The 16801-nt window shown below is 74.3% G+C and carries 19 protein-coding genes; 11 read left to right on the top strand and 8 right to left on the bottom strand.

Annotated features, from left to right (window positions below):
- On the bottom strand, positions 1-853 hold an 853-nt coding region (locus tag EBM89_RS15495), incomplete at its 3' end, for an ROK family transcriptional regulator (RefSeq protein WP_147463576.1).
- A 35-nt stretch (positions 854-888) separates the two neighbouring features.
- Here EBM89_RS15495 and EBM89_RS15490 point away from each other — a divergent pair.
- The 4 genes from EBM89_RS15490 (at position 889) to EBM89_RS15475 (ending at position 4382) form a co-directional block, all read left to right on the top strand.
- Positions 889-3045 (top strand): alpha-galactosidase, encoded by a 2157-nt coding sequence (locus EBM89_RS15490; RefSeq protein ID WP_122150488.1) that lies wholly within the window; start codon positions 889-891, stop codon positions 3043-3045.
- A 154-nt stretch (positions 3046-3199) separates the two neighbouring features.
- On the top strand, positions 3200-3703 hold the full coding sequence (locus tag EBM89_RS15485) for a hypothetical protein (RefSeq protein WP_122150487.1): 504 nt from the start codon (positions 3200-3202) through the stop codon (positions 3701-3703).
- 78 nt (positions 3704-3781) lie between these two features.
- Complete coding sequence (locus EBM89_RS15480) at positions 3782-3991, top strand: hypothetical protein (protein ID WP_147463575.1); 210 nt, start codon at positions 3782-3784, stop codon at positions 3989-3991.
- 40 nt (positions 3992-4031) lie between these two features.
- On the top strand, positions 4032-4382 hold the full coding sequence (locus tag EBM89_RS15475) for a hypothetical protein (protein ID WP_147463574.1): 351 nt from the start codon (positions 4032-4034) through the stop codon (positions 4380-4382).
- A gap of 264 nt (positions 4383-4646) precedes the next feature.
- On the opposite strand, the gene EBM89_RS15470 is transcribed toward EBM89_RS15475, so the two are convergent.
- The 4 genes from EBM89_RS15470 to EBM89_RS15455 form a co-directional block, all read right to left on the bottom strand.
- Positions 4647-5117 carry an ATP-binding protein gene (locus EBM89_RS15470; RefSeq protein WP_122150481.1) on the bottom strand — a complete coding sequence of 157 codons (471 nt, stop codon included), beginning with the start codon at positions 5115-5117 and terminating at the stop codon, positions 4647-4649.
- Positions 5118-5194: 77 nt separating this feature from the next.
- Positions 5195-5656 (bottom strand): GNAT family N-acetyltransferase, encoded by a 462-nt coding sequence (locus EBM89_RS15465; RefSeq protein ID WP_439647191.1) that lies wholly within the window; start codon positions 5654-5656, stop codon positions 5195-5197.
- Between the two features lie 38 nt (positions 5657-5694).
- Complete coding sequence (gene ppk2, locus EBM89_RS15460) at positions 5695-6513, bottom strand: polyphosphate kinase 2 (RefSeq protein ID WP_122150479.1); 819 nt, start codon at positions 6511-6513, stop codon at positions 5695-5697.
- Positions 6514-6562: 49 nt separating this feature from the next.
- A complete protein-coding gene (locus tag EBM89_RS15455; RefSeq protein ID WP_122150477.1) occupies positions 6563-7963 on the bottom strand; it encodes an APC family permease in 1401 nt (466 codons plus the stop codon).
- A 102-nt stretch (positions 7964-8065) separates the two neighbouring features.
- On the opposite strand from EBM89_RS15455, the gene EBM89_RS22210 reads away from it, so the two are divergent.
- The 5 genes from EBM89_RS22210 to EBM89_RS15430 all read left to right on the top strand — a co-directional run bounded on the left by EBM89_RS22210 (position 8066) and on the right by EBM89_RS15430 (position 11572).
- Positions 8066-8368, top strand: a complete 303-nt coding sequence (locus EBM89_RS22210; protein WP_233571777.1) for a YtxH domain-containing protein — start codon at positions 8066-8068, stop codon at positions 8366-8368.
- A gap of 41 nt (positions 8369-8409) precedes the next feature.
- A complete protein-coding gene (gene lipB / locus EBM89_RS15445) occupies positions 8410-9117 on the top strand; it encodes a lipoyl(octanoyl) transferase LipB (RefSeq protein WP_122150475.1) in 708 nt (235 codons plus the stop codon).
- Entirely contained in the window at positions 9114-10100 is a 987-nt protein-coding gene (gene lipA, locus EBM89_RS15440; RefSeq protein ID WP_199732157.1) for a lipoyl synthase, read from the top strand. The genes lipB and lipA overlap by 4 nt, the downstream gene beginning before the upstream one ends.
- 126 nt (positions 10101-10226) lie before the next feature.
- The gene (locus EBM89_RS15435; protein WP_122150473.1) at positions 10227-10595 is read left to right on the top strand and encodes a GntR family transcriptional regulator; all 369 of its coding nucleotides are present in this window, start codon (positions 10227-10229) and stop codon (positions 10593-10595) included.
- Positions 10592-11572: a DUF1648 domain-containing protein gene (locus tag EBM89_RS15430; RefSeq protein WP_122150471.1), complete on the top strand. Its 981-nt coding sequence runs from the start codon at positions 10592-10594 to the stop codon at positions 11570-11572. The genes EBM89_RS15435 and EBM89_RS15430 overlap by 4 nt, the downstream gene beginning before the upstream one ends.
- Before the next feature lie 139 nt (positions 11573-11711).
- On the opposite strand, the gene EBM89_RS15425 is transcribed toward EBM89_RS15430, so the two are convergent.
- Both EBM89_RS15425 and EBM89_RS15420 read right to left on the bottom strand, forming a co-directional pair.
- Complete coding sequence (locus EBM89_RS15425) at positions 11712-13115, bottom strand: GntP family permease (protein ID WP_122150469.1); 1404 nt, start codon at positions 13113-13115, stop codon at positions 11712-11714.
- Complete coding sequence (locus EBM89_RS15420; RefSeq protein ID WP_122150467.1) at positions 13115-13681, bottom strand: gluconokinase; 567 nt, start codon at positions 13679-13681, stop codon at positions 13115-13117. Before EBM89_RS15420 ends, EBM89_RS15425 begins: the two co-directional genes overlap by 1 nt.
- A 214-nt stretch (positions 13682-13895) precedes the next feature.
- Here EBM89_RS15420 and EBM89_RS15415 point away from each other — a divergent pair, with 214 nt between their 5' ends.
- Complete coding sequence (locus EBM89_RS15415; protein ID WP_122150465.1) at positions 13896-14588, top strand: FadR/GntR family transcriptional regulator; 693 nt, start codon at positions 13896-13898, stop codon at positions 14586-14588.
- A gap of 15 nt (positions 14589-14603) precedes the next feature.
- Here EBM89_RS15415 and EBM89_RS15410 read toward each other — a convergent pair whose 3' ends face one another.
- Complete coding sequence (locus EBM89_RS15410) at positions 14604-16376, bottom strand: pyruvate dehydrogenase (protein ID WP_122150463.1); 1773 nt, start codon at positions 16374-16376, stop codon at positions 14604-14606.
- Between the two features lie 217 nt (positions 16377-16593).
- Here EBM89_RS15410 and EBM89_RS15405 point away from each other — a divergent pair.
- Positions 16594-16801: hypothetical protein (locus EBM89_RS15405; RefSeq protein ID WP_147463573.1), on the top strand; the 208-nt coding region annotated here is incomplete at its 3' end.

The following is a 16801-nucleotide window of genomic DNA, read 5'->3' as shown; positions in this document are numbered from 1 at the left end:
CGGTGTCGCCCGCGGTCGCGGCGGCGAGCACGGCGGCGTACCCGTCGGCGTCGCGGACCTGGGCGCGCAGGCCGCCGGTGGTGAGGACGGCGGTCGCGCACCCGCGGTGCCCGTCGGGGCAGGGCGGCCCGTCGGGCAGGAGCGGGGCGTGCGCCAGGGGAGCGGCGTCGGGGCCGGTGACCGGCCGGCCGTGCACGACCAGGCCGTAGCCGACGCCCGCCCCGACGGTGACGAGGGCGAACGTGTCGAGGTCCCGCGCGGGTCCGGCCCACTGCTCGGCGACGAGCAGCGCGACGACGTCGTTCTCGGCCCGCACGGGGACGCCGAGCGCCTGGTGCAGCGCGGTGGCGAGCGGGACCTCGGTCCACCCGAGGAAGGGCGCGTCGACCGCGACGTCCCGGTCGCGGACCCGGCCGCCGACGCTGACGCCGACCCCGGCGAGCGTGGCCCCCGCGTCCGCCGAGAGCCCCCGCACGAGCACCGCGACCTGCTCGACGACCTCGGCGACGCCGCGGTCGCGCAGGGGAGCGTGCGCGGAGGCGAGCACCTCCGCGCGCAGGTCCGTGAGCACGGCGGTGACGTCGTCCCCGGTGATCTTCACCCCGGCGAACTTCCGGGCGCCGGGCTGGACGTCGAGCGGGCGCGCGGGGCGGCCCGCGCCGGTCCGGGCGACGCCCGCGCCCTCGACCAGCAGCCCGGCGTCGAGCAGCGGGCGCGTGAGCCGGGTGAGGCTGGCGGGGGACAGGCCGAGGCGGCGGCCGACGTCGGCGCGCTCGACGGGTCCGTGCACCAGCACCTCGCGGAGCACCGCGCGCGCCGCCGGGGGGAGGTCGGCGGTGGCGGGGTCGAGCATGGCGCCCACATTACTTCCCTGGCAGAATGAATGCCATGCGACGACTGCCCGACGACGCCCAGCCCCGCACCTACCACCACCTGCGCGCCGCCGGCGTGAGCCTCGTGGTCACCACCTCCGCCGAGCGGCTCCCGCACCTCGTGCACTGGGGCGCGGACCTCGGGGACCTCGACGACGGCGCGCTCGCGGCCCTCGACGTCGCCGCCGTGCCGCCGCTGACCCACAACACCTACGAGGTGTCCCGCGACGCCACCCTCCTCCCGGCGTTCCACGCGGGCTGGCTCGGCCGGCCCGGCGTGCTCGGCTCGCGCGGCGGCCGCGACTGGTCGCCCCGGTTCGCCGACGTCGCGCACGAGGTCGCGACGGCCGACGGCGTCCAGCGCGTGCTGTCCACCGCGACCGACCCCGTCGCGGGCCTGGCCTTGCGGGTCGAGGTCGAGCTGCACCCGTCGGGCCTGCTGCGCACCCGCGCCGCCCTGACCAACACCGCCGCCGACCCGTACGAGGTCGCGGCGCTGCGCCTCGCGCTGCCCGTCCCGCCGCAGGCCGCTGAGCTGCTGGACTTCACCGGCCGGCACACCGTCGAGCGCGCGCCGCAGCGGCAGCCGTTCACCTTCGGCCTGCACGCCCGCGAGGTGCGCCAGGGGCGGCCCGGGCTGGACTCCCCGTACCTGATGGTGGCCGGGACCCCGGGCTTCGCGTTCCGCTCCGGCGAGGTGTGGGGCGTGCACGTCGCCTGGAGCGGCAACCAGGACCTCTACGCCGAGCGCATCCCCAACGGCGCGCGGGTGCTCGGCGGGGGCGAGCTGCTGCAGCCGGGCGAGGTCGTCCTGGGCGGCGGGCAGGAGTACGTCACGCCGTGGGTGCACGCCTCGTACGGCGAGGGCCTGGACGCGCTCGCCGGGCGGTTCCACGCCTACCTGCGGGCCCGCCCGCAGCACCCCCGCACGCCGCGCCCCGTGCTGGTCAACACGTGGGAGGCCGTCTACTTCGACCACGACCTGGACCGGCTGACCGCGCTCGCGGACGCCGCGGCGGCGGCCGGCGTCGAGCGGTTCGTCCTGGACGACGGCTGGTTCGGCTCGCGCCGCGACGACACCACCGGCCTCGGGGACTGGCAGGTCTCGGCCGACGTCTGGCCGGACGGGCTCGGCCCGCTGGTCGACCACGTGCGCGGCCTGGGCCTGGAGTTCGGCATCTGGGTCGAGCCCGAGATGGTGAACCTCGACTCCGACCTCGCGCGCGCCCACCCCGAGTGGGTGTTCGCCACCGGCGGGCGGGTCGCGTCCTCCGCGCGGCACCAGCACGGCCTCGACCTCACGCACCCGGGCGCGTTCGAGCACGTGCTCACCGCGCTGGACGACCTGCTGAGCACGTACGACATCGGCTACGTGAAGTGGGACCACAACCGCACGCTCGTGGAGGCGGGGCACTCCACCGACGGGCGCCCGGTGATCCACGCGCAGGTGCTCGCCACGTACGCGCTGATGGACGAGCTCCGTCGGCGGCACCCCGGCGTCGAGCTCGAGTCCTGCGCCTCCGGCGGCGGGCGCATCGACCTCGGCATCCTCGAGCGCACCGACCGGGTGTGGGCCAGCGACAGCAACGACGCCCTCGACCGCGTCGAGATCAACCGGTGGACCCAGATGCTGCTGCCGCCGGAGCTCGTCGGCGCGCACATCGGCCCGTCCCCGGCGCACACCACCGGGCGGCGGCACGGCATGCAGGTGCGCGCGGGCACGGCGGTGTTCGGGCACCTCGGCATCGAGTCCGACCTCACGGTGCTCGACGCCGAGGAGTCCGCGCAGGTCACGCGGTGGGTGGCGTTCTACCGCGAGCACCGCGATCTGCTGCACACGGGCACGGTCGTCAACGTGGACCACCCGGACCCCTCCGTCGTCGCGCACGGCGTCGTCGCGCCGGACCGTCGCCGTGCGGTGTTCGCCGCGACGATGGTCAGCCGGCCCGTGTCCTGGCCGCCCGGGCCGCTGACCCTGCCGGGGCTCGACCCGGACACCACGTACGCGGTGCGGCTGCTGCCGCCCGGGGACGGCGAGGTCGACCCGAAGGCACTGCCGCTGTGGGCGACCACCGGCGTCCACCTGACCGGGCGCCAGCTGGAGCGCGTCGGGGTGCAGATGCTGCCGCTGCTGCCCGAGCGGCTGTTCCTGCTCGGGGTGGACGCCGTCTGACCGGCCGACCGGGCGTGCCCACCGCGAGGACGGTGGCGGCGGCGTAAGAAGTAAGGCGGCGCCGTCGCCCAGCCCGTCTCCGCCCTGCGGCGGATGCGGCCCCGACCTGCGCCTGGATAGCGTGGCGGGACCGCACCGACGAGGAGGACCAGCCGTGCCGACGACCAGCCCGAGCCTGTCGACCACCACCCCCGCCGTGCCGGGCACCCGCGTGCTCGCCGCCGTGGTCGGGGGCCTCGCGACCACCGCCTACTACGCCAGCCCCGACGTCATCCGGTCCCGCGCCGGTCGCGGCTGGGCCAAGGCCGGGCTGTCCGCGGTGATCGTCGCGGCGACCCTGCCGGACTTCCTGCGCGAGCAGGCGGCGGCGCGCGCCGCGAAGGCGGAGCGCGTCGCCGCGGGCGAGGAGACCGAGGTCGACTGGCAGGAGACCTGGGACTCGATGTCCACCCGCGGTCGCGTCACCGCCGGGGCGGCCGCCGCCGGGTTCCTCGCGGTCTCGGCGGTGTCCGTCGTCGCCATCGAGCGCGGGGCGTTCCGGCGCGGGGAGCGGCGTCGCGCCGAGGGCGTCCGCTGGGCGCACACCCGGCCCGCCGTGGTCTGGGGCGTCGTGTCGACCGCGCTCGCGCTGGTGCCGCTGGACGAGCGACAGGGGTAGGTCGCCGCGAGGGCGCGGGACGCACGCCCGGCACCAGCCCGGCCACCAGGCTGCCGCGCTGGGGTTAGCGTGGCTGGCGTGACGAAGTGGAGCAGATGGTTCTTGCCCGTGTGGACATTGTTCCTCGGGATTCTCATCGGCGGGCTCGACGGTGGCCTCTCCGGTTGGAGCAACTGGGGCGCGGTGCTGTTGTTCGTCCTCTGCACCGCGCCGGTGTGGATTGTCGGAGAGATTGTCTCGCGACGCGCGCGCGATGCGGACAGTGGCGTCAACCGTCCCGGTCGGTGATGTGTGCCACCCCGTGCGGGGTCGGTTTCCGGACTTCCCGGTGCTCAAGGATGAGGTGTCCGCGAGATGCGCGGCGCTGATGAAGGTCTCGATCCAGGAGGAACCGGGTACGGAGTCAGGCCGCCACGCGCGAGGCGTGACGTTCGGGAAGTACATCTACGTGCGCGTCTCGCAGGCGCAGGCGAAAGCGATCGCCGGATCGTCCGCGGTGGCGGCCGCCGGGATCCTCGGCTTGGCGACAGGTGGCGTCGGAGGGGTCGTCGCCGCGACGTTCTACACCTACGTGGCGTCCATGAATGACGGCGCCCTGAGCAAGTGCCGGCGTTGGGAGTTCCGCCTGACCTATCCGGCTCTCGGTCCCTCGCGAGTCGTCTCGGCCAGGTGCATCTGATATCTGTCGGTTCGTGGGCGCATCCACCGGTGATGCGCCCACGAACCACCAATTTCAGGAGGTGGGCGGCCCCCGCCCGGGGGAAGAATTCCTGGTGGGGATCTCCCGCATGGCGTAGGTGATGACCACCTGTTGTCGTCGGGCCCTCTGCTCGGTAAAGGGCGCCAGGAATCACCCGGATCACGGGTGTCGACGACCGGCGACCCGGGTTCGCGCGCCGCCGCACAATGCGTCTCGATCGGCGGGCGTGACCGGGTCTTCGCCTCAGCCCTGGGCGGGGAAGATCGCCCAGACGTGCTTGGTCCGGTCGTCGGCGTACCAGCCGACGTCCTGCGACAGCCGCCGGGCGATCAGCAGCCCGAACCCGCCCGCGCCGACCGGACGCTCCCCAGGCAGCACCGGCACCGAGTCCAGGTCGCTGTCGCACACGTCCAGCAGGTAGTCCCGGCCGTCCGTGCCGAGCGTGAGCACCGTCGGCGGCAGCCCGTGCTCCAGCGCGTTCGTGGCGAGCTCCGAGGCGACCAGCACCATGTTCTCCGGGGTCCGGCCCAGCGCGAGCTGCGGCTCCGCGTGCTCGGCCGTGACCTCGGCGAGCAGCTCGCGGCGCACCGGCGACAGGTCGGTGACGGCGCGCAGCGTCCACGTCCGCACCTCCCGGAACCGGTCCGGGGGCCGCGACGACGACAGGCCCTGGTCGGTGTCCGGCCTGGTCTGCCCGCTGCCCTGCTCTGCCACGTCGTCTCCTGTGCTCGAAGGTGGACCGCCCCGACCGTAGGTCCGGGTAGCGGGGCCCGCCACCGGGGCAGGGGCGGCTATGCCGCCCGGTCCGCGAGGTCCAGGGTCATGAACGTCGACGCCGCGCTCGGCGCGTACCGGGCGAACGGCGGGCACTCGATGAAGCCCGCCCGGGCGTACAGCGCGCGGGCCGCCGCGAACGCTGCGTCGCTGCCGGTCTCCAGGCTGAGGCGCGCGTAGCCGCGCTCGCGGGCGAGGTCCAGGACGTGCGTCAGCAGCGCACCCGCGACGCCGCGCCGCCGGGCGGCCTCGGCGGTGTGCATGGACTTGATCTCGCCGTGCGCGCCGACGCTGCCGCCGCCCGGCCCGGGCTCGATCTCGGCGAGCGCGCCCACCCCCAGCAGCACCCCGTCGGCGTCCCGCGCCGCGAGGAAGGTGATGTGCGGTGCGGTGAGCGCCTCGACGTCGAGGGCGTGCACGTCCTCGGGGGCGCTCTGCGCGTGCATGAGGTCGAGGTGCCGGGTGAGCAGCACCAGCACGTCGGGGGTGCGCGGGTCCTCCGGGGCGGTCGTCGTGGTCAGCGGTCCGCCTCCTTGTCGCCGACCAGGCGGGCGGCGTGGTCCGGGACGTGCGTGAACAGCTCGCGCGGCGGCCGCTGGTAGTCCGACGCGGCGGGCGGACGCTTCGGGAGCTTCACCGTCGTCTCCGGGACGGGGGCGTACGGGATGGTCGACAGCAGGTGCGCGATCATGTTCAGCCGCGCGTTGCGCTTGATGTCCGACTCGACGACGAACCACGGGCTCTGCTCGGTGTCCGTGTGCGCGAACATCTCGTCCTTGGCTCGCGAGTAGTCCTCCCACCGGGCGATGGACTCCAGGTCCATGGGGCTCAGCTTCCAGCGGCGCACCGGGTCGTCCAGTCGGGACCGGAACCGCTTGAGCTGCTCCTTGTCCGAGACGCTGAACCAGTACTTGCGCAGCAGGATTCCCTCGTCGATGAGCATCTGCTCGAAGCCCGGCGCCTGCTCCAGGAACAGCGCGTGCTCCTCGGGTGTGCAGAAGCCCATGACCTTCTCGACGCCCGCGCGGTTGTACCAGGACCGGTCGAACAGCACGATCTCCCCGGCCGCGGGCAGGTGCGCCACGTACCGCTGGAAGTACCACTGCCCGCGCTCGCGGTCCGTGGGGGCGGGCAGCGCGGCGATGCGCGCGACGCGGGGGCTGAGGTACTCGGTGATCCGCTTGATCGTGCCGCCCTTGCCGGCCGCGTCCCGGCCCTCGAAGACCACCACGACGCGGGCGCCCGTCGTGCGCACCCACTCCTGCAGGGTCACGAGCTCGGACTGCAGCCGGAACAGCTCGGCCTCGTACACGTCCTTGGGCACCTTGTGCGTCATCCCACGGACGGTACGGTGCGCGGGGGCGCGGGGCCAGGGGGTGTGCGTCTCAGTCGCGGGCGTCGACGCGCTCGGCGTCGGTGTCGACCTTCCCGACGACGAGCCGGTTCACCACGTACAGCACCACGCCGATGCCCAGCAGCACGGCGGCCCGCAGGTACACGCCGCCCTCCCGGCCGGTCAGCGGCGAGGCCAGCACCAGCGACACCACCGCGCCGAGCGCGGGCGCCCAGGTCGGCGCGCGGAACGCCCGGGCGGAGTCCCCCTCGACCCGCTCGGGCCGGTCGTCCCCGGCGTCGCGGCGGCGGCGCAGCACCAGCACCGCGACGTTGACCACGGCGAACACCAGCAGCAGGAGCAGCACGGTGGTGTCGGCGAGGTCGCCCAGGTCGCCGGTGGCGGTGAGGGTCAGGGCGAGCAGCACCGTGAACGCGATGGCCGTGATCGGGGTGCGCCGCCCGGCGTGCACCCGGCCGAGGAACGCCGGGACGATCCGCTCCCGGGACATCCCGTAGACCAGCCGGGACGCCATCATCATGTTGATCAGCGCGGTGTTCATGACGGCGAGCAGGGCGATCAGCGCGAACAGCCACGGCGGGAACACCAGGCCGGCGACCTTCACCACCTCCAGCAGCGGCCCGGTCGAGTCCGCCAGCACCTCGGTCTCCACCAGCATCGACGTCGTGAACGCCACCGCGAGGTAGATCGCGCCGGCGATGGCGAGCCCGCCGAACAGCGCGCGCGGGAAGTCCCGGCGCGGGTGCTGCGACTCCTCGGCGAGGTTCACCGAGTCCTCGAACCCGAGCAGCGCGTAGAACGCCAGGGCGGTCCCGCCGAGGACGCCGATCCACGCCGGGCCGGCCGTCTCGATCTCCAGGGCCCGCCCGGGGTCGCCCTGGCCGCGCACGAGCGCCGAGACGCCGATGCCGATGATGACGAGCAGCCCGCTCGCCTCGATGAGCGTCAGCACCACGTTGACCCGCACCGACTCCGAGACGCCCCGGACGTTCACCAGCGTGATCAGGCCCAGGAACACCCACGCCGCGACCAGCGTCGGGACGCCGAACGGCAGCAGCTCCGCCAGGTAGTCGCCGCCGAACGCCCGCGCGGCGGCCGACGCGCTGGTGATGCCGGACATCATCACGGCGAACGCCACCAGGAACGTGAGGAACGGGCGCCGGAAGGCCCGGTTGGCGTACAGCGCGGCCCCGGCGGCGCGCGGGTACCGGGCCACGAGCTCGGCGTACGCGGTCGCCGTGAGCGCCGCGAGGACGAACGCGAGCAGGAACGGCAGCCAGATCGCGCCGCCGACCTCGGCGGCGACGGTGCCGGTCAGGGCGTAGATCCCGGCGCCGAGGATGTCGCCCACGACGAACAGGAGCAGCACGCGCCTGCCGATGGACCGCTTCAGCGTGGGCTGCTGGTCGGTGACCTGTGCGGACTGAGCCATGTCGGTACCCCCTGGGGCTCACTGTGCGCCCGGCCGCCCGGACGCGCGCGTCGAGCGGGGCGTGCCTACGCTCGACGGATCACACAGGCAGGGAGGTCAGGGATGAAGGGCAAGGTGGCGTTCGTGCTCGGCGCCGGGGTGGGCTACGTGCTCGGGACCCGCGCCGGTCGCGCGCAGTTCGAGAAGATCAAGGGCTGGGCGTCGGACGCCTGGCACGACCCGCGGGTGCAGTCCAAGGTCGACGACCTGGAGTCCACCGCGGCGCAGTTCGCGAAGGACCAGGGGACCGCGCTGAAGGACAAGGCGGTCGACGCGGTGAAGAGCGCCGTGAGCCGCACCGACCCGCCGCCGGAGACCCGCACCACCCCGCCCGCGGGCACGTCGTCGACGGATCCGATCACCTGAGGTAGTTGTTGGACGCAGTCCAACAATGCGAGGATGGAGGCATGATCCCCGTCCTCGAACGCGGGCTCGACGGCCCCCCGCTCGACTTCCACGCCGGCTGGCGACTCCAACGACGGCTGCACGCGGAGGTCGTGGCGGGTGACCGGCCCGGCACGCTGGTGCTCTGCGAGCACGCCCCCGTCTACACCGCCGGGCGCCGCACCCGCCGCGACGAGCGACCCGCCGACCCTGCTGGTACCGGCGGCACGCCGGTGGTCGACGTCGACCGCGGCGGCAAGATCACCTGGCACGGACCCGGGCAGCTCGTCGGGTACCCCGTCGTGCGGCTCCGCTCGCCGATCGACGTCGTCGCGTACGTCCGCGCGCTGGAGGAGGCGCTGATCGCGGCCGCCGCCCGGTTCGGCGTGCGGGGCGTGCGCGTCGAGGGGCGCTCCGGCGTGTGGGTGCCGGGTGCCGGGCCCGACGGTGCGGACGCCAAGGTCGCCGCGATCGGCGTGCGGGTCGCCCAGGGCGTCACCCTGCACGGCTTCGCGCTGAACGTCGCGAACGACCTCGCGCCCTACGACCGGATCGTGCCGTGCGGCATCGACGACGCCGGGGTGACGACGCTCGCCCGCGAGACCGGCCGCGCCCTGACCCCGCGGGACGTGCTGCCCGCCGTCGTCGCGGCGCTCGCGGACGCGCTGCCTCCGGTCGCCGACGTGCCGGTGGCGTCGCCCTCCGCCCTGTCCGCCGGAGCCGCCGCGTGAGCGCCGCGCCGGACGGGCGCCGGCTGCTGCGCCTCGAGGTCCGCAACATGGAGACGCCGATCGAGCGCAAGCCCGAGTGGATCAGGACGCGCGCGCGGATGGGCCCCGAGTACCGGCAGCTGCAGGACCTGGTGCGTGGCGAGGGCCTGCACACCGTCTGCCAGGAGGCGGGCTGCCCGAACATCTTCGAGTGCTGGGAGGACCGCGAGGCGACCTTCCTCATCGGCGGCGCGCAGTGCACCCGGCGGTGCGACTTCTGCCAGATCGACACCGGTCGCCCGGCCGACTACGACGCGGACGAGCCGCGCCGGGTCGCGGAGTCCGTCGCCCGGATGGGCCTGCGGTACGCGACCGTCACCGGCGTCGCCCGCGACGACCTGCCCGACGAGGGCGCCTGGCTGTACGCCGAGACGATCCGCGAGATCCACCGGCAGGCACCCGGCACCGGCGTCGAGATCCTCGTCCCCGACTTCACCGGGCGCCCCGAGCACCTCGCGCAGGTGTTCGACGCCGGGCCCGAGGTGTTCGCGCACAACGTCGAGACCGTGCCCCGGATCTTCCGGCGCATCCGCCCCGCGTTCCGGTACGAGCGGTCCCTCGACGTCCTCACCCAGGGCCGGGCCGCCGGGATGATCACCAAGTCCAACCTGATCCTCGGGATGGGGGAGGAGCGGCACGAGGTGTCGACCGCGCTGCGGGACCTGCACGACGCGGGGACCGACATCATCACCGTCACCCAGTACCTGCGGCCCTCGCCCCGGCACCTGCCCGTCGCGCGCTGGGTGCCCCCGCAGGAGTTCGCCGAGATCGCCGCCGAGGCGGAGGAGATCGGGTTCCTCGGGGTGCTCGCCGGCCCGCTGGTCCGGTCCTCCTACCGCGCGGGCCGCCTGTGGGCCCGCTCCATGCAGCGCCGGGGCCGGGAGATCCCGCCCCACCTGCGCCCCCTGGCGGAGGCGGCGGCGCCGGCCCAGGCGGTCGGCTGAGGGAACCGCCCGCGAGGTCGAGGGTTTCCCGCCGGAGCCCGGCGTGTCGAAGCGGCGTGTCGCGGCAAACCCTCGACCTCGTGGGCCTGCTTGTTCTAGTTGGCACAGAACAACTAGAGTTGCGGCATGTTGTTCCGCATCGACCCCTCGTCCGTCGAGCCGCTGTTCCAGCAGCTCGTGGACCAGGTGCGCGTCGCCGCCCTGCGCGGTGATCTGCCGCCCGGGACCCGGCTGCCCGCGGCGCGGGCGCTGGCCGCGTCCCTGGAGATCAACCTGCACACGGTGCTGCACGCTTATCAGGTGCTCCGCGACGAGGGGGTCGTGGAGCTGCGCCGGGGCCGGGGCGCCGTCGTCGTCGACCGGGGTACGGCCGACCTGGCACCGGTGCACGACGCGGTCGCCGGACTGGTCGCGGCGGCGCGCGCGCTCGGGCTGGCACCGGGGGCGACGCTCGGACTCGTGAAGGACGCCCTGGCCACCGAGGAGGCACGATGACCACCACCCCCGCCCCGCGCCGGACCTCGACGACGCTGCTCGGGCTGGTCCCCGGGCTCGTGATGCTGGGTGCGGCCGCCGCCGTGGTGCTCTCGTGGCGCGACGAGCTGCCGGACCGGGTGGCGACCCACTGGGACGCGGCCGGGGTCGCGGACGGGTTCGCGTCCCCGCTCGGGTCGGTGCTCCAGCCGCTCGCGATCGTGGTGCCCGTGGTCGTCCTGATGTGGGTGCTCGCGCTGGTGCGCGGGCACGAGCCGCTCGCCCGGCGGCTGCTGATCGGCTGCGGCACCGGGATCGCCTGGCTCACCGCGTCGGCGATGGTCGGGACGGCCTGGGTGCAGCGCGGTGCCACCGACGCCACGCAGGTGCCGGTGGTCGGTGGGGCCATCGCGATCGGGGTGATCGGCGGACTGCTGCTCGGCGGGCTGTGCGCCTGGGCGGCACCCGGCGGTGCGGCCCCGGAGTCCCCGGAGACCGCCCCGGTCGACGGGCCGGTCCTCGCGCTCGCGGACGGCGAGCGCGCCGCCTGGTCGCGGCGCACGGTCAGCCCGGTCGGGGTCGTCGCCGGTCTGATCGGGGCCGTGGTCCTGTCGGGGTTCGCGCTCGCGGCCGCCGATCCCTGGCTGCTCGCGGTGGCGGTCGTCCCGGTCGTCCTGCTCGCCGTGATCTCGGCGTTCGACGTCACCGTCGACTCCACCGGCCTGACGGCGCGGTCGCTCGCGGGCCGTCCCCGGGTGCACGTGCCGCTGGACGAGGTCGTCGGCGTGGACGTGACCGAGGTCCGGCCCGTGCGCGACTTCGGGGGCTGGGGCTACCGCGTCGGCCGCGGCGGCGGCGCGGGGCTGATCACCCGCGGTGGCCCGGCCCTGCGGGTGCGGCGCACCGGTGACCGCTCGCTGACGGTCACCGTCGACGACCCGGCGACCGCCGCGGCCCTTCTGACGACCCTGACGAACCGCACGCGCTCCCTGCCCTGACCCACCCGCCGAGGTCGAGGGTTTCCCGCCCGGGCCCGACGTGTCGGAGCGGCGTGTCGCGGCAACCCCTCGACCTCGGCGGAGGGCCCACGCGCGAGCCCCCGCCGACCGGAGGTCGACGGGGGCTCGGGGCGGGGCGCTAGATGATGAGGCTGAGCAGCATCACGCAGCCGAGGGCCACGACGGAGAGCACGCACTCCATGAGGCTCCAGGTCTTGAACGTCTGCCCGACGGTCATCTTGAAGTACTCCTTGACCAGCCAGAACCCGGCGTCGTTCACGTGGCTGAGGAACACCGACCCGGCGCCGATGGCGAGCACCATGAGCGCGACGTGCGTCGGCGACAGGCCCTCGGCGAGCGGCGCGACGATGCCTGCGGCGGTGACCGTCGCGACGGTCGCGGAGCCGGTGGCGACGCGGATCAGCACGGCGACGAGCCAGGCGGCCAGCAGCGGCGAGATGGGGGCGTTCTCCAGGCCCTTCGCGATGACGTCGCCGACGCCGGAGTCCACGAGCGTCTGCTTGAACCCGCCGCCCGCGCCGACGATCAGCAGGATGCTGGCGATCGGGGCGAACGAGGAGTCCACGAGCTTGCTGACGGCGCTGCGGGTCTGGCCCATGGCGGTGCCGAGCAGCACCAGCGACGCGAGCGCGGTGATGAGCAGCGCGACCAGCGGGGTGCCGACGAAGTCGAGGACCTGGCCGACGCCCGAGTCCTGGAACCCGATGGTCTCGGCCAGCGTGCGGGCGAGCATGAGGACGACCGGCAGCAGCACCACGGTGATCGCGATGCCGAAGGACGGCTTGCGGGCGTCCTCGTCGCGGTCCGCGCCGCCGAGGATCTCGGTCGGCGGCTCCAGCGGCACCCAGCGGGCCATCGGCTTGGCGAGCAGCGGGCCGGAGATCGCGACGGTCGGGATGGCGACGAGCAGGCCGAGGCCGAGCGTGAGGCCGAGGTCGGCGCCGAGGGCGTCGATGGCGATGAGCGGCCCGGGGTGCGGGGGCACGAGGCCGTGCAGCGCGGACAGGCCGGCGAGCGCCGGGATGCCGACGACGATCATCGACACCTTGGACCGGCGGGCCACCAGCATGACGACGGGGATCAGCAGGACGACGCCGACCTCGAAGAACAGCGGGATGCCGATGATGAACGCGGCGAACGCGATGGCCCAGGGCAGCCGCTTCGCGGGCGTCTTCGCGAGGACGGTGTCGACGATCTGGTCGGCGCCGCCCGAGTCGATGAGCAGCTTGCCGATGATCGCGCCGAGGGCGATGAGGATGCCGACGCCGGCGACGGTGGTGCCGAGGCCGGTGCTGAAGCTCGTGAACGCGTCGACGTAGCTCACGCCGGCGGCGACGGCGAGCACGCCCGCGCCGAGCATCAGGGACAGGAACGGGTGCAGCTTGACCCAGACGATCAGGGCGACGATCACGGCGATGCCGATGACCGCCGCGATGATCAGGCGGCTGTCCGAGACCGCGGGGGCGGCCTCGTCGGCCGCGGCGGCGAGCAGGGCGCCGCTGGGGGACGTCAGCAGTGACATCAGGACTCCGGGGTGGGGGTCGTGGCGCTCGGCCGCGCGTCGGCGCGGGCCGTGGCCGGGTCGATGCCGAGCTCGCGGAGGGCGGCGTCGGCGACGGACTGGGGCGAGACCTCGACCGGGACGACCACGCCGTCCTCGTCGTCGGTGAGCGGCTGGAGCGTCTGGAACTGCGACGGGAGCAGCGAGGTCGGCATGAAGTGCCCGGCCCGGCCGGACATCCGGTCGCCGATCGACTCGATGGTGCCGTCGAGGTGCACGAACCGGACCCGGCCCTCGGCCTCGCGCAGCACGTCGCGGTAGGCGACCTTCAGCGCGGAGCAGGTGACGATGGTCGAGCGGCCCTCGGCGGCCTGCTCGGTGAGCCAGTCGCGCATGGCGCGCAGCCACGGCCACCGGTCCTCGTCGGTGAGCGGTGTCCCGGCCGACATCTTGTCGATGTTGGCCTGCGGGTGGAACTCGTCGGCCTCGGCGTACGGCCAGTTCAGGCGGTCGGCGAGGATCTGCGCGGTCGTGGTCTTGCCCGACCCCGAGACCCCCATCACCACCAGGTGCTGGACCTCCGGCATCGTTGCCCCTCCTTGACGTCGTCGTCCGGGCGGCGTGCGTCCGGCTCCTCCTGGATCGCCCCGGGAGGTCCGGACACTGTGCCACAAAGGTGCGATCTTTGGAAGCCAAAGGTGGCACCAATCGGGGAGTGGTCTCCCGTGTGCGACCCTGTCACGGCCGGTCAGGGGCCGCGCGCCGAGGGGGCGCGCCGCCGTCCCGGCAGGAGGAGCGCAGGTGGCCGCCGAGGTGCTGCACAGCAACGTGCTCGACGTCGTCGGCGCCGAGATCACCTCGGGAACCCTGCCGGAGGGCGCGGTCCTCACCCTGGAGCGGCTCCAGGACCGGTTCGGCGTCTCCCGCACGGTCGCCCGCGAGGCCATGCGGATGCTCGAGCACCTCGGGCTCGTCACCTCCCGCCGCCGCGTCGGCCTGGTCGTCCGGCCCGCGTCCGACTGGGTCGTCTTCGACCCGCGCGTCATCCGGTGGCGGCTCGCCGGGCCCGGGCGGGTGGGTCAGCTGCGCTCGCTGACCGAGCTGCGCGCCGCCGTCGAGCCCGTCGCCGCCGCCGGGGCCGCCCGGCACGCCGACGCCGCCGAGGTGGACCGGCTGCTCGCCGTCGTCGCGCGGATGCGGCAGCTCGGCGAGGCGGGTCGCCTGGAGGAGTTCCTCGCCGCCGACATCGAGTTCCACGCCCTGCTGCTGCGCGCCGGGCGCAACGAGATGTTCACGGCCCTCACCGACGTCGTCGCCGAGGTGCTGGCCGGCCGGACCCGGCACGGTCTGATGCCGTCCCGCCCGCGCGCCGAGGCGCTGGACGCGCACGAGGCCGTCGCCGACGCGGTCCGCCGCCGCGACCCCGAGGGGGCGGAGCGGGCGATGACGGTCATCACCAGCGAGATCCGCGCGGCGCTCGACGACCTGCGCTGAGCGCCGCGCGCCCGATCAGGGCCGGGGGATGTTGCGCAGGTTGCTGCGGGCCATCGCCATGACCTCGCCCATGCCGCCGCCGAGGATCTCCTTGCTCATCGCGGCGGTGAACCCGCTGACCTGCGCGCGCGTGATCTTCGGCGGCAGCGACAGCGCGCGCGGGTCGGTGACCAGGTCGATCAGCGCGGGACCGTCGTGCGAGAACGCCTCGCGCAGCGCCGTGCGGATCTGCGTCGGGTCCTCGACGCGCACGGCCGGGATGCCGACGGCCTGCGCGACGGCCGCGTAGTCGATGCTCGGGGAGTCGGTGCCGTAGCTCGGCAGGCCGTCGACCAGCATCTCCAGGCGGACCATGCCGAGCGTCGCGTTGTCGAACAGCACGATCTTCACCGGCAGGTCGTAGTGCACCAGCGTGATCAGCTCGCCGAGCAGCATCGACAGGCCGCCGTCGCCCGCGATCGCCACGACGTGCTTCTGCGGCGCCCCGGAGTCGCGGGCGGCGAACGCCGCGCCGATGGCGTGCGGGACGGCGTTCGCCATCGACCCGTGGATGAACGACCCGATGACGCGCCGCTTCCCGTTCGGGGTGAGGTAGCGCGCGGCCCAGACGTTGCCCATGCCGGTGTCCACCGTGAACACGGCGTCGTCGGCGGCCTCCTCGTCCAGCAGCACCGCGGCGTACTCGGGGTGGATCGGCGTGTGGTGCTCCACGTCCTTCGTGTACGCGCCGACGACGCCGGACATCGCCTTCTGGTGCTTCTTGACCATCTGGTCGAGGAACCGCCTCGACTTCTTGGCCGACACCAGCGGCAGCAGCGCGCGGACGGTCTCGCCGACGTCGCCCACGACGGCCAGGTCCGTGCGGGTGCGCCGCCCGAGGTGCGTCGGGTCGATGTCGACCTGCGCGGTGCGGACGTCGTCGGGCAGGAACTGGTCGTACGGGAAGTCCGTGCCGAGCAGGAGCAGCAGGTCGGCCTCGTCCATCGCCGACTGCAGCGCCCCGTAGCCCAGCAGGCCGGTCATCCCGACGTCGAACGGGTTGTCGTACTGGATGACCTCCTTGCCGCGCAGCGAGTGGCCGACCGGCGCGGCGATCTTGTCCGCCAGGGCGAGGACGTCGTCGTGCGCGCCCTTCACGCCCGCACCGGCGAGGATCGTCACCTTCTTCGCGCCCTCGATGGCGTCCGCGAGCGCGGCCACGTCCACGTCGGCGGGCACCACGCGCGGGCGGCGCGGCCGGGTGAGCGTGTCGGTGCCCGGGGCCGGGGCCTCCAGGTCCGCGACGTCGCCCGGCAGCGTGAGCACCGCGACGCCCGGGGCGCCGTACGCGTGGTGGATCGCGCTGCGGATGACGCGGGGCGCCTGCGCGGCGGACGAGATCATCTCGGAGTACACCGAGCACTCCACGAACAGCCGGTCCGGGTGCGTCTCCTGGAAGAACTGCGTGCCGATCTGCGCGCTCGGGATGTGCGACGCGATGGCGAGCACGGGGACGCGGCTGCGGTTCGCGTCGTACAGGCCGTTGATGAGGTGCAGGTTGCCCGGGCCGCACGAGCCCGCGCAGACCGCCAGGTTCCCCGTGATCTCGGCCTCCGCGGCGGCGGCGAACGCGGCCGCCTCCTCGTGCCGGACGTGCACCCACTGGATGTCCGCCCCGGCGTCGCGGGCGCGGCGGACCGCGTCCACGACCGGGTTCAGGCTGTCGCCGACGATGCCGTAGATGTGCCGCGCCCCGGCCGCCACCACCTGGGCGACGAGCTGGTCGGCCACCGTGCTCCTGCGTGCCACGCCTCGCTCCTCTCGCTGTCCGTCCTCGCCATATTCATCCCATGAATGACGCGCGCGCCACCGGGGACGGCTGTCTCGTCGGTCACGCCCCTCCACCCTGGCCCGGGACGCGACGCCCGGCACCCGGAGGACCGTCCCGCGCGTCCGCGCTGGTGAAATCCTGGGTAGGAACTGTGCGTGCGCACCGTAGGGGGTCCGGGACTGGCACCCTCGGTCCGTGGACGGAACTCCGGCGGACGCCGCGCGGCGCGCGCTCCTCGACTTCAGCCGCTGCCCCGCGTGCGGCACGACCCTCGCCGCGCCGCGGTGCGCGCGCTGCGGCCTGGACGTCGGCGGGGAGGGCGGCGCACGGATCGCGGACGCCTCCCGGGCCGTCGTCCGGGCGCTGGACGAGCGGCAGCGCGTGATCGCCGCCGTCCGCGCCG

The sequence above is a fragment of the Cellulomonas triticagri genome (genome assembly GCF_003696205.1).
In the GTDB taxonomy this organism is placed as follows: Bacteria; Actinomycetota; Actinomycetes; order Actinomycetales; family Cellulomonadaceae; genus Cellulomonas; species Cellulomonas triticagri.
This window is presented reverse-complemented; position numbering and strand designations above follow the sequence as displayed.

What these genes read in the sequence shown, in the direction of transcription:
- EBM89_RS22210 (WP_233571777.1), top strand. Translation starts at nt 8,066, where the DNA reads ATGAAGGGCAAGGTGGCGTTCGTGCTCGGCGCCGGGGTGGGCTACGTG.
- ppk2 (WP_122150479.1), bottom strand. Translation starts at nt 6,513, where the DNA reads ATGACGCACAAGGTGCCCAAGGACGTGTACGAGGCCGAGCTGTTCCGG.
- lipB (WP_122150475.1), top strand. Translation starts at nt 8,410, where the DNA reads ATGATCCCCGTCCTCGAACGCGGGCTCGACGGCCCCCCGCTCGACTTC.
- EBM89_RS15420 (WP_122150467.1), bottom strand. Translation starts at nt 13,681, where the DNA reads ATGCCGGAGGTCCAGCACCTGGTGGTGATGGGGGTCTCGGGGTCGGGC.
- EBM89_RS15435 (WP_122150473.1), top strand. Translation starts at nt 10,227, where the DNA reads ATGTTGTTCCGCATCGACCCCTCGTCCGTCGAGCCGCTGTTCCAGCAG.
- EBM89_RS15425 (WP_122150469.1), bottom strand. Translation starts at nt 13,115, where the DNA reads ATGTCACTGCTGACGTCCCCCAGCGGCGCCCTGCTCGCCGCCGCGGCC.
- EBM89_RS15430 (WP_122150471.1), top strand. Translation starts at nt 10,592, where the DNA reads ATGACCACCACCCCCGCCCCGCGCCGGACCTCGACGACGCTGCTCGGG.
- EBM89_RS15455 (WP_122150477.1), bottom strand. Translation starts at nt 7,963, where the DNA reads ATGGCTCAGTCCGCACAGGTCACCGACCAGCAGCCCACGCTGAAGCGG.
- EBM89_RS15490 (WP_122150488.1), top strand. Translation starts at nt 889, where the DNA reads ATGCGACGACTGCCCGACGACGCCCAGCCCCGCACCTACCACCACCTG.